At 74.7% G+C, this 11,581-nt stretch carries 11 protein-coding genes; 7 read left to right on the forward strand and 4 right to left on the reverse strand.

Features of this window, described 5'->3' with window-relative positions:
- The first annotated feature begins 13 nt into the window (after window positions 1-13).
- Entirely contained in the window at window positions 14-736 is a 723-nt protein-coding gene (locus B2P18_RS15365; RefSeq protein WP_286961474.1) for a YdcF family protein, read from the forward strand.
- On the opposite strand, the gene B2P18_RS15370 is transcribed toward B2P18_RS15365, so the two are convergent.
- Both B2P18_RS15370 and B2P18_RS15375 read right to left on the reverse strand, forming a co-directional pair.
- Complete coding sequence (locus tag B2P18_RS15370) at window positions 726-2,705, reverse strand: acyl-CoA dehydrogenase (RefSeq protein WP_286961475.1); 1,980 nt, start codon at window positions 2,703-2,705, stop codon at window positions 726-728. The two genes, B2P18_RS15365 and B2P18_RS15370, sit on opposite strands and share 11 nt — an antisense overlap.
- 45 nt (window positions 2,706-2,750) lie before the next feature.
- Entirely contained in the window at window positions 2,751-3,446 is a 696-nt protein-coding gene (locus B2P18_RS15375) for a demethylmenaquinone methyltransferase (protein ID WP_037214694.1), read from the reverse strand.
- A 98-nt stretch (window positions 3,447-3,544) separates the two neighbouring features.
- Between B2P18_RS15375 and B2P18_RS15380 the strand changes: the two genes are divergently transcribed.
- From B2P18_RS15380 to B2P18_RS15400, 5 genes are all read left to right on the forward strand, one after another.
- Window positions 3,545-4,708: a lipid II:glycine glycyltransferase FemX gene (locus B2P18_RS15380; protein ID WP_019286425.1), complete on the forward strand. Its 1,164-nt coding sequence runs from the start codon at window positions 3,545-3,547 to the stop codon at window positions 4,706-4,708.
- Complete coding sequence (locus tag B2P18_RS15385) at window positions 4,705-5,778, forward strand: alanine racemase (RefSeq protein ID WP_286961246.1); 1,074 nt, start codon at window positions 4,705-4,707, stop codon at window positions 5,776-5,778. The genes B2P18_RS15380 and B2P18_RS15385 overlap by 4 nt, the downstream gene beginning before the upstream one ends.
- A gap of 2 nt (window positions 5,779-5,780) precedes the next feature.
- A complete protein-coding gene (locus B2P18_RS15390; RefSeq protein ID WP_376783715.1) occupies window positions 5,781-7,076 on the forward strand; it encodes an isochorismate synthase in 1,296 nt (431 codons plus the stop codon).
- Window positions 7,077-7,197: 121 nt separating this feature from the next.
- Window positions 7,198-7,587, forward strand: coding sequence for an MmcQ/YjbR family DNA-binding protein (locus tag B2P18_RS15395; RefSeq protein WP_286961241.1), 390 nt, complete (start codon window positions 7,198-7,200; stop codon window positions 7,585-7,587).
- 58 nt (window positions 7,588-7,645) lie between these two features.
- Window positions 7,646-8,401: an alpha/beta fold hydrolase gene (locus B2P18_RS15400; RefSeq protein ID WP_286961240.1), complete on the forward strand. Its 756-nt coding sequence runs from the start codon at window positions 7,646-7,648 to the stop codon at window positions 8,399-8,401.
- A 116-nt stretch (window positions 8,402-8,517) separates the two neighbouring features.
- On the opposite strand, the gene menD is transcribed toward B2P18_RS15400, so the two are convergent.
- Window positions 8,518-10,236 (reverse strand): 2-succinyl-5-enolpyruvyl-6-hydroxy-3-cyclohexene-1-carboxylic-acid synthase, encoded by a 1,719-nt coding sequence (gene menD, locus B2P18_RS15405; RefSeq protein WP_286961239.1) that lies wholly within the window; start codon window positions 10,234-10,236, stop codon window positions 8,518-8,520.
- The gene (locus B2P18_RS15410) at window positions 10,233-11,252 is read right to left on the reverse strand and encodes an o-succinylbenzoate synthase (protein ID WP_286961476.1); all 1,020 of its coding nucleotides are present in this window, start codon (window positions 11,250-11,252) and stop codon (window positions 10,233-10,235) included. The genes menD and B2P18_RS15410 overlap by 4 nt, the downstream gene beginning before the upstream one ends.
- Window positions 11,253-11,308: 56 nt before the next feature.
- Here B2P18_RS15410 and B2P18_RS15415 point away from each other — a divergent pair, with 56 nt between their 5' ends.
- On the forward strand, window positions 11,309-11,554 hold the full coding sequence (locus tag B2P18_RS15415; RefSeq protein WP_029211302.1) for a hypothetical protein: 246 nt from the start codon (window positions 11,309-11,311) through the stop codon (window positions 11,552-11,554).
- Window positions 11,555-11,581: the final 27 nt, after the last annotated feature.

Here is an 11,581-nt window from a genome sequence, read left to right on the forward strand (position 1 = left end):
CGGGTGATCTCCGGTGACGGACCCGGACCGGCCGTATGACGCCCTCCCCTCCCCCGGACCTAGACTCGCCGCCGTGCTCGCGACCCTCCTGCTCCTGCTCGCGGCCGTCCTCGCGGCCACCTCCGCCTGGATCGTCCTGGTCGCCCTGGCCTACGTCGCCGTCGGCGTGCTGCTCCCCCGCCTGCGGCTGCGCGAACGCCCCCGCTACGTCGCCGTCCTGGGGTCCGGGCTCGAGGCCGGCCGGATGCCGGACCTGCTGACGCGCCGGATGGACACGGGCATCGAGCGGTGGGCGGCCCTGCACGCCGAGGACCCGCAGGTCCGGCTGGTCCTGTCCGGCGGGCAGGCACCGGGCCAGCCCCGGTCAGAGGCCGCCGCCATGGCCGAGCACGCCCGGTCCCGTGGGGTGCCCGACGCCGCGATCGTGCTGGAGGACCGTTCGCGCACCACCGAGGAGAACGTCGCCTTCACGCGCGCGCTGCTCGCCGACCTGCTCGGGCCGGCCGCGGTGGGGGTGCTGGTGACCAGCGGCTACCACGTGCCTCGCGTCGCCGACCTGGCCCGCAGCGCCGGCCTCACCGCGCTCCTGGCCGGCGCGCCCGCCGTCGGTCTGCCGTGGGCGCGGGTCGTGCGGCACGAGGTCGTGATGACCCTGGGACGTCACCCCGTGGTGCACGCCCTGGCCGCGCTGGCGGTCTGCGTGGTCGTGCCCGCCGTCGTGGTCCTCACCCGGTAGTGATCCCGCCCTGGCCGGAGACGGCACCCTGCACCGAGGCCTCGACCTCGGTGCTGCTGAGCGGGTCGAGCAGGTCGCTGGCGAGCCACTCCCGTGGGATGGCGAACGCGTCCACGAGCGTCTGCGCGTGCGGACGCACCTGGGCCAGCAGGTCGTCCACGCGCCCGGTCAGCCGCTTGGCCTGCTCGGGCGACAGGCGCCCGTGCTCGAGGTACCACGCCCGGTGGGCCTCGACGGTCGAGCAGGCGAACAGGTCGGCCACGAGGTCGAGCAGGTCGTGCGCCTCCCCCGGCGGGCACTCGTCGATCGCCGCGGCGAAGGCCTCGAGCAGGATGCGGTCGGTGTGGGCCCGGGCCGCCTCGAGGACGTGCTCCCCCGCCGCGTCGAAGGTCTGCCAGGCCTGACGGGGGTCGTCCCGGTCGGCCCGGCGCAGCCGGGCGGCCAGGGTCTCCAGGACGTGCTCCTCGCGGTCGGTCAGGAGCGCGAGCTGGCCGCCGCGGTCGCCCAGCGCGTCGTCGGCGTCGCGGCCCGGCGCCCCGGTCAGCAGCCGCTGCACGAGCGAGCCGCTGATGGTGCGCTCCAGCAGCGCCGCCCCGGCCTGGCGGGCGACGGTCGCGACGGTCTGGACGGCGTTGAGGTCCTCGAACTGGGACGCGTAGGACGTGAGCAGGCTCTTGCCGACCAGCTGCAGCAGGACGGTGTTGTCGCCCTCGAAGGTCGTGAACACGTCGGTGTCGGCGCGCAGCTTGCCCAGCCGGTTGAAGGAGAGGTAGCCCGCACCACCGCACGCCTCGCGGCAGGTCTGGATCGTCGTCGAGGCGTGCGACGTCGACGCCACCTTGAGCGCCGCGGCGCGCGTCTCCAGCCGTCGCCGGTCCCGCTCGTCGGCGTCGTCACCGGCCCGGAGCACCTCGTGCATCGTCCTCGTGAGGTCGTTCTGGGCGTACATCAGGGCATAGCTGCGGGCCAGGGCGGGGAGCAGCTTGCGCTGGTGGACCCGGTAGTCCAGGAGGACGACGTCCTGCCCGTCGGGGCCGGCGAACTGGCGGCGGTGCAGGCCGTAGATCGTCGCGAGGGTGAGGGCGTTGCGGGTGGCGGAGCCGGCGGCGGCCCCCACGGTGATGCGGCCCCGCACCAGGGTGCTGAGCATGGTGAAGAAGCGGCGGCCGTCGGACTCGATCGGCGACGAGTAGGTGCCCTCCGCGTCGATCGCGCCATACCGGTCCAGCAGGTTGTCGCGCGGCACCCGCACGTGGTCGAAGGTGAACCGGCCGTTGTCCACGCCGGGCAGGCCGGCCTTGCCACCGCAGTCGCCGATGGTCACCCCGGGCAGGGCCCGGCCGGCGTCGTCCCGGACCGGGACGAGCACGCAGTGCACCCCGTGCCCCGTGCCGTCCGCGGTGACGAGCTGGCCGAAGACGGCCGCCATCCGTCCGTCCCGGGCGGCGTTGCCGATGTAGTCCTTGCGCGCGCTCGGGTCGGGGGTGTGCACGACGAGCTCGTCGGTGGCCGGGTCGTGGGTGATCGTCGTGCGCAACGACTGGACGTCGGACCCGCGCCCGGTCTCGGTCATCGCGAAGCAGCCCAGCAGCCGCGCCTGGGCGATGGGCTCGAGGTAGCGCTCGTGGTGCCGCTCGGTGCCGAGCGCCGCCACGGCCCCGCCGAAGAGTCCCCACTGGACCCCTGCCTTGACGAAGAGCGACAGGTCGCCGTGCCCGAGCATCTCGAAGGCGGTGACCGAGGCTCCCTGGTCGGCCGAGCCCTGGTCGGTCGACAGCCCGAGCCCGGCGAAGCCCAGCGAGGCGAGGTCGAGCAGCTGGTCGAGGACCCGGGCGCGGTAGTCCTCGGTCGACAGGTCCGTCTCGGGTGGTCCGAACCGTCCGGGCTCGATCTGTCGGCGCGCGAGCTCGCGCACCTCGGCCCACGGGCCGTCGAGGGAGGAACGCAGGGCATCGGCGACGTCGCTCATCCACCCATGCTGCCCCAGCGACGGCGGGCTGGGCGAGGAGTCGGGTCAGACGGGCTTGACGGCCCGGTGCACCGCGGCGATCCCGCCGGTCAGGTTGCGCCACTGCACCTGGGACCAGCCGGCCCGCTGGATGCGGGTGGCCAGGGTGCGCTGGTCGGGCCAGGCCCGCATCGACTCCGCGAGGTAGACGTAGGAGTCGGGGTTGCTCGACAGGGTGCGGGCCACGGTGGGCAGCGCCCCCATGAGGTAGGTGGTGTAGAGGGTGCGGAAGGCGCGGTTGGTGGGCTGGCTGGACTCGCCGACCACCAGGCGGCCGCCCGGGCGGGTGACCCGCAGGAACTCGGCGAGGGCGGCGTCGGTGTCGACGACGTTGCGCAGGCCGTAGGACATGGTGACGACGTCGAAGCTGTCGTCGGCGAACGGGAGCCGGGTCGCGTCGGCGGCGGTGAACGGCAGCGCCGCCCGGCGCTCCTTGCCGACCCGCAGCATGCCGAGCGAGAAGTCCGCGGGCACGACGCGCGCCCCGGCCTCGACGAACGGCAGGCTGCTCATGCCGGTGCCGGCGGCGATGTCCAGGATCGTCTCCCCCGGGCCGGCGGCCACCGCCGAGGTCACGGCCCGCCGCCACAGGCGCATCTGACCGAAGGTCATGACGTCGTTCATCAGGTCGTAGCGACCCGCCGTCTCGTCGAACATCGAGGCGACCTCGTGCGGCTGCTTGGACAGCGTGGCTCGGCTCATGACGGACATCTTCACACGGCGGGGCCCCGGGCCCGGTGTAGCCTGAACCGGCGTCAGGCTCGCCTGCGCCCGACCGATCGCCTACCCGGACGAGGACCATGACCGAGCCTTCGACCACCGCCCGCCCGCCCCTGCGCATCGTGTCGCTGGGGGCCGACGGCCTCGACGCCGGTGTGGAGGCCCGCTCCGGCAGCTTCCTGCAGCTGTCGTCCTGGGCCGCGCTGAAGTCCGAGTGGGAGGGCGAGCGGATCGCCTGGGTCGACGAGCACGACGACGTCCAGGGGGTCGGCCTGGTCCTGCATCGTCGCCTCCCCAAGGTCCGCCGGTCCCTGGCCTACCTGCCCGAGGGGCCGGTCCTGCCGTGGGACGAGGTGGCCGAGGACCCGCAGCGCTGGTTCGGCCCGCTCGTCGAGCACGCCCGGCGCTCCGGAGCGTTCACGCTGCGCGTCGGCTGCCCCTCGACGGCTCGCACCTGGGACCCGGGGACGGTCAAGGCCGCGCTCGCCGACGAGGACCAGACGAGCCTGTATGCCGTCCCCGCCGACTCCGTGGACGCGTCCGGCTCTGCCATCGTCTCCTGGCTGCAGGCGCACGGCTGGTCGCGGGCCGACGACGGGCCGGGGTTCGCCGCCGGGCAGCCGCGCCTCACGGCCGGCCTCCCCCTCGCCGGCCAGACGGAGGAGTCGCTGCTCAAGGGCATGAACCAGCAGTGGCGCCGCAACATCAAGGCCGCCACCAAGGCCGGCGTCCAGGTGCGCCTGGCCACCCCCGAGACGCTGCGCGAGGACGTCGCCGCGTTCCACCGCGTCTACGTCGAGACCGCCGAGCGCGACGGCTTCACGCCCCGCCCGGAGTCCTACTTCCACCGCATGGCCGAGCTGATGGGCGCCCCGGGGTCGCCGGCCCGCTTCGAGCTGGCGCTGGGCGAGCTCGACGGCGAGCTGCTGGCGGCCACGATCAACATCACCGTCGCCGACCGCTGCTGGTACCTCTACGGCGCCTCGACCACCGCGCGCCGCGAGGCGCGGGCGATGAACGGCACCCAGTGGTTCGGGATCCAGCGCGCCCTCGCCGAGGGGTGCTCCGTCTACGACATGCGCGGCATCACCGACGAGATCGGCAACGACGACCCGCACGCCGGGCTCGTCCGGTTCAAGATCTCCGTGGGCTGCGACGTCCACGAGCGCGTCGGCGAGTGGGACCTGCCGATCAACCGGCTGCTGCACAAGGCCTTCCAGCTCTACCTCGGGCGGCGCGGATGACCTTCAAGCTCGTCATCGACCGGCCCCGCTGGGAGACGCACGTCGACACCTATCTCGCGGAGCACCCCTGGGTGGTGCCCGTGGTCAAGGGCGACGGCTACGGCATCGGCGCCGAGCGCGTGCTGGCCCAGTGCCGTCGCGTCCAGGCCCCCGTCGTCGCGGTCGGCACCCCGGCCGAGGCGCAGCAGGCGTTGGACGCCACCGACGGCGACGTGCTCGTCCTCTTTCCCACCCTGCCGGGCGAGGCGCTCCCCGACGACCCGCGGCTCGTCCACACCGTGGCCTCCGAGACCACGCTGCGCGAGATCCTCGGCACCGGGCGGCGGTTCGTCGTGGAGGTGGACTCGCCGATGGGTCGCCACGGCATCGAGTGGCCGCGGCTGCCCTCGCTCGTCGACGCGCTGCGCGACGAGCGCTGCGAGGGCGTGGCCCTGCACAACCCGCCCTTCGGCGACCGCGTCGTGTTCGTCTCGTCCCTCCTGGACCGCCTCGGCGAGCTGGGCGTGGCGGTCCCGCGGCTCTATGCCTCCCACCTGACCGCGGACGAGGTCGGGCGGCTCTCCGGCACCGCCGGCGACACCGTCGTGCTGGTCCGCACGGGCACCGACCTGTGGCTCGGCGACCCCGCCGCGCTCACGGCATACGGCCGGGTCATCGACGTGCACCCGGTCGCCAAGGGCCGCTCGATCGGCTACTCCCAGCGAACCGCTCGCAAGGACGGCTGGCTGGCCGTCGTGGGCGGCGGCACCGCGCACGGCGTCGGCATCGAGACGGCTCGTCCCCGTATGACGCCGCGCCTGGCGGCGCGGAAGGCCGCCCGGGTCGTCGCGACCCAGCTGGGTGGGGCGCCGTCACCGTTCCGGCTCGACGGTCGCCGGCTGACCTACGCCGACGTCCCGCACATGCAGGTGTCGATGGTCAGCGTCCCGTCCGGCGACGCGGTGCGGCCGGGTGACTGGCTCGCGTGCGACATGCGCATCACCGTCACGCGCTTCGACGAGGTCGAGGTGCGGGGCGCAGAGTCCGGCCCCGGCTCCGGCTCTGGCTCCCCGGGGGACCTGCGGCGGTGACGATCTCGACCACGTCGTCCGCCACCGGCACGGACGGCTCCGCTCCCGTGCCCGCCCTGCGGGTGGTGACGCGCCGCATCGCCGACCCGGGCGACCTCCTGGCACTGGTCCCGGCGGACCTGCCTGCGACCCAGGTGTTCTCGTGGCAGCGCCGTGGTGACGGCATCGTCGGCTGGGGCGCGGCCGGCCGCGTCGACACCTCGGGGGCCGAGCGCTTCGCCGAGGCGTCCCGCTGGTGGACCGCGCTCGTGGCCGAGTCGTCCGTCGACGACGAGGTCCGGCTGCCCGGCTCGGGACTCGTGGCGTTCGGCTCGATGGCCTACTCCTCGTCCTCGCCCGCCGGCGGCACGCTGATAGTCCCGTCGGTGGTCGTGGGCCGCCGCGGCGACCAGGCGTGGCTGACGACGTGCACGCCCGCCGGCGAGGCCACCCCGTCGGTCGTCCTCGAGCCCAGCACCGTCCCGGCGGCCTCCGCGGGCGTGTCCTTCGGCGACGGCTCCCTCACGCCGACCCAGTGGATGGGCGCGGTGGCGACCGCCGTCTCGCGCATCACGGCCGGAGAGCTGGACAAGTGCGTCCTCGCGCGCGACCTCACGGCCCGCGCCCGGACGCCCCTCGACACGCGCACGCTGCTGCAGCGCCTGAGCACGAGCTACCCCAACACGTGGGCCTTCTCGGTCGACGGGCTGGTCGGGGCCACCCCCGAGATGCTCGTCCGGCTCGAGCGCGGCCTGATCACCTCCCGCGTCCTCGCCGGGACGATCCGCCGGACCGGCGACGACGAGCGCGACCTGTCCCTCGCCGCGCACCTCGCCCGGTCCTCCAAGGACCTCGTCGAGCACGAGTATGCCGTCCGCTCCGTCGCGGATCGCCTGGCCCCGCACTGCGACTCGATCAACGTGCCCGAGTCGCCGTTCGTGCTGCACCTGCCCAACGTCATGCACCTCGCCACCGACGTGGCCGGCGTCCTGTCGTCCCACTCCACCTCGCTGGCTCTCGCCGAGGCGCTGCACCCGTCGGCGGCGGTCTGCGGCACGCCCCGCGACGTCGCGGACACCCTGATCTCCGAGCTGGAGCACATGGACCGCGGGCGGTATGCCGGGCCCGTGGGCTGGCTCTCGGCCGACGGCGACGGCGAGTGGGGCATCGCGCTGCGGTCCGGCGCCATCTCGGCCGACGACCCGCGCGAGATCCGCCTCTTCGCCGGCTGCGGGATCGTCGCCGGCTCCGACCCGGCGGCCGAGCTGGCCGAGTCGGACGCCAAGCTCGTCCCCATGCGCGACGCCCTCTCCTCCTAGGGGCGCCCGGCCCGACCGCGTTCCTTCGGGCGCCCGGCCCGACCACGTCTCTGGGGGCGTTCCCCGTGAGGCATTCCCCCACGGGCGGTCCTCCGGCATGCTGGGGGCCGGAGGTGCACCCATGCACGACGCGATGTACGACCGGGACGACCCCTTGCTCGCGCGCGTCCGGGCCCTGGCCCGCGCGCTGCCCGACATCGACGAGAAGGTCTCGCACGGACGGCCGGCGTTCTTCACGGTCAAGGTGTTCGCCTACTACGGCGGCTCGCTCAAGGTGGGCGGCGAGTGGGTGCAGCACCCGCAGTCCGTGGTGGTGCAGGCCGCGCCGGAGGATCGAGACGCGCTGCGGCAGAGCCCTGGGGCGTACGTGCCGGGCTACCTCGGGGCCTCGGGCTGGACGGGTCTCGACCTGACCGGGACGACCGACTGGGACGAGGTCGCCGAGATCCTGGAGGACTCCTACCGCTGCACCGCCCCGCGCCGGCTCGTCACGCTCCTCCCCCAGGCCTGACCCCTCGGCGCCCGTCGCACCCACGCACCCCGGTCCGTTCCTCCCCGCAGGAGAACCCATGTCGCACGACCCGCAGCACGGCACCACCACCTCGGCCGACGGCACGACCATCGCCTGGACCTGCCGGGGCTCCGGCCCGGTCCTGGTCCTCGTCGAGCCGGTCATGATGCACCGGGGACTCACCGCCTTCGCCGACCTCGCGCCCGCCCTCGCCGAGCAGGCGACCGTCGTGACCTACGACCGGCGCGGCAAGGGCGAGAGCGGCGACACCGAGGGCTACGAGCCGGACCGCGAGGTGGAGGACCTGGCCGCGCTGGTCGCCGAGCACGGGGGCAGCGCCCGCCTCTACGGCTTCTCCTCCGGTGCGACCCTCGCCCTGCTGGCCGCGCGTGACGTCGCCGGCGTCACCGGCGTGGTCGCCCTCGAGCCGGTGCTGGCGGATGACGGCCCGGACGTGCGCGACGAGATCCGCGCGCTCGTGCGCGAGGGACGTCGCGGTGACGCGGTCCGCACCTTCAACCGCCGCATCGGCATCCCGGAGGAGGTCGTCGCCCAGATCCCGACGGGGCCGGGCGAGCCGGCCGCCCACACCCTCCCCTACGACCTCACCCTGACCGGCCGGACCCGCGCGGCCGACCTGGCGGCGATCACCTGTCCCACGCTGGTCCTCGCGAGCAGCGGCAGCGACGACCGCCTGCGCGGCTGGGCGCGCGAGGTGGAGCAGGCCGTCCCCGGGGCGCAGCACCGTGAGCTCCCCGGGAGCTGGCACGGCGTCGACGGGGACGCCCTGGTGGCCGCGATCCGCGAGACCTGACGGCTCCCCCCCACCACCCCACCAGCACCGCCGCCCCGCACCGCTGCCCCGCCAGATCGTGAGTGTTTCGTCCAAGAATGGTGGACGAAACACTCACGTTGTCGGGGCGGGGGCGATCAGGCCAGCGCGGCGGCGACGTTCGCCCGCACCGTGGCCCGGGCGCCCCGGACACCCGTGCGGGACAACGGGACCTCGACGACCCGTATGCCGGAAGCCTTGCGCCGCAACGCATCCCGCAGCGCCGGGATCGTGGTCACCCGCTCGTGCGCGACCCCGTGCGCGGCGCAGAGGGCGGCCAGGTCGGTGCCCGTCGGTGTGCCGAAGACGCGCTCGAACTGCGCTGCACGAGACGGGTCCCCGTGCTCGAGCGTGGAGAAGATCGCGCCGCCGTCGTCGTTGACGACGACGATCGTCAGCTCGGGCACCGGCTCGTGGGGGCCGATCAGCAGACCGTTGGCGTCGTGCAGGAAGGTCAGGTCACCCATCAGCGCCACCGTCGGACCGTCGCCGGCCAGCGCGAGACCCGTTGCGGTGGAGACGCACCCGTCGATGCCGGCCAGTCCTCGGGAGGCGACGACCGTCACGGGCGTCGCGAATCCCGCTGACGCCCAGTCGAGGTCACGCGCGGACTGGGACGAGCCGACGAACAGCGTTGCCGCGCCGGGCAGCTCGGCCAGCGTCTCGAGGACGGCGGACGCCACCGCCAGCCCGGACGGCTCGTCGGCCGCCCACAGCGGCGTCGCGGCGAGCCGCCGGCCGGCCTCGCGCCAGCGCGCGCTCCACTCCGCGTCCTCCGCAGAGCGCGGGCGGATCTCGGTGGCGGACAACGCCTCCCACGCGTGGACGCGACCGACGCGGGCGGAGGGATCCGGCCAGTCGGGGACCGGCGTCACGCACTCGACCCGATCGACGAGGCGCATCAGAGCCGCCACGTCGCGGGTCAGCGTGAGGCGCCCCACCACGAGAACCCGCGCCGGCAGATGGGACTCGAGCCACGGCCGGCAGGTCAGCAGGAGCGGACCGTGCGGCAGCACCGACGTCCGGTCCATGAGGCCGAAGGGCTCGGCCACCACAGGCCACCCCGCCGCCGCCGCGAGCCGGACCGCCTCGTCGGCCATCGCAGGCTCCGGGAGGTCGCCGAGCACCACGACGGTCCGGGGCACGTCGTCCACCCCCGCACCGTGGGGGATCCCCGGCGCCGTCCGTGACGCACGGGACGCGACCGCCGTCCACGGATCGCCGCCCGGCCGTCCCTCCAAGGACTCCGGCCAGTCGTGAGAGTCGTCCGGCGTCAACGGGTCTCGCAGCCCGACGTCCAGGTGCACCGGGCCGGCCCAGCCCGTGAGGGCCCCAGCCGCCGCGGCGCAGGCCCGCGAGACGGCGGAGCGCCATACGGCCGTCTGACCGGCCCGCCGCTCCGGGGCGGGCATCTCGTGCCGCCACCGCAGCGCCTCGCCGAACAGGCCCGGCTGCACCGTGGTCTGGTTGGCGCCCGTCCGCAGCAGCTCCGCCGGGCGGTCGCAGGACAGGACGAGCAGCGGCACGCCCGCGTGGTGCGCCTCGAGGACGGCGGGGTGCAGGTTGGCGACGGCGGTGCCGGAGGTCGTGATGACCGGGACGACCCGCCGGGACACCTTGGCCAGACCCAGCGCGAGGAACCCGGCGGACCGCTCGTCGACCCGCACGTGCAGCCGCACGCGACTGGCCCGGTCCGCGTCGTGCACGGCGTAGGCCAGTGGCGCAGAACGGGATCCGGGGCAGAGGACGACGTCGGTCACGCCGTGGCGGACCAGCTCGTCGACGAGGACCTCGGCGAGGGCCTGGGAGGGGTTCATGCCCCGATGCTGCCAGACGACGAGGCCAGCTCCGCATGGCACGCGGCGACCCGCTCCCGCCACCACCGCACCCGGTCCGGCGGCGCCGCGAGCGCCTCCAGCCGGTTGCGCGACACCTCCACCGGCCGTATGCCGAGCGCCCCGCCCCTCGGCACGAGGGGCGCAGCGGCGACGTCGCCGTCCAGCAGCGCGACCGTGCCCAGCCCGCAGGCGTGCTCGAGCGAGGGCAGCGCGGCGGCCAGGGCGACGCCGGCGCGGATGCCGACCGAGGTGTCGAGGGCGGACGACACGACGGCGGGCAGCCCGCACGCCTCGACGACGCCCAGGGCCGCACGCACCCCTCCGAGCGGGGCGACCTTGACGACGACCATGTCGGCAGCCTCGAGCCGGGCGACGAGCAGCGGGTCCTCGGCCTTGCGGATGGACTCGTCGGCCGCGACCGGCACGTCGATCCCGTTGCGGGCCAGGGCGATCCGCAGGGCGGCGAGCTCCTCGACGGTGGCGCAGGGCTGCTCGGCGTACTCCAGCCCGTGGCGTGACAAGGCATCCAGGGCCCACAGCGCGTCGTCGACGGACCAGCCGCCGTTGGCGTCGACCCGCACCCGCGCGTCCGGCCCCATCACCCGCCGCACCTCGGCGACCCGGGCGAGGTCGTCGTCGAGCGACTGGCCGCGCTCGGCCACCTTGACCTTGGCGGTCCGGCAGCCGTCGAAGCGCGCGACGACCCCCGCCACCTCACCGGCAGCCACCGCCGGGACGGTGGCGTTGACCGGCACGACCTCGCGCACGGGGTCCGGCCAGCCCACCCACGCCGCCTCGACCGCTGCGGCGAGCCAGCGCGCGGCCTCGCGGGGCTCGTACTCCAGGAACGGCGCGAACTCCCCCCACCCCGCCGGACCGTCGAGCAGCACGGCCTCACGGTGTGTCACCCCGCGGAACCGTGCGTGGAGGGGGATCGTGACGACAGACATCTGTCCGAGCAGCTCGTCGAGGGCTGGCAGCACGCGGGTCGGCATACGACCCATCATCCCCCGCCTGCGCCCCGAGCCGTCCGAGAGGAGCCGACCGCCTCATGGCCTTCGTGATCGTCCTGGCGATCCTCACCCTGGTGGCCGGGTATGGCGCCGCCCGCCCGAACGACCTGTGGTTCCAGCACTACGCGGGGAGGTTCGCACGCGCCCGTGCGGCCCGTGCCGGCGAGCCGGAGCACGCGCGCCGTCGCCTCACCTACCTCGTCGTCGCGGCGATCTGCGGCGTCCTGCTGGCGGTCAGCGCGTGGGCGCTGTGGCAGTCCGGGCAGCCCACGCCACCGTCCTGACCCCCGTCCAACCCCGGTCGATGTGAC

This window comes from Arsenicicoccus sp. UBA2120 (genome assembly GCF_002330965.1).
Classification (GTDB): domain Bacteria; phylum Actinomycetota; class Actinomycetes; order Actinomycetales; family Dermatophilaceae; genus Arsenicicoccus; species Arsenicicoccus bolidensis.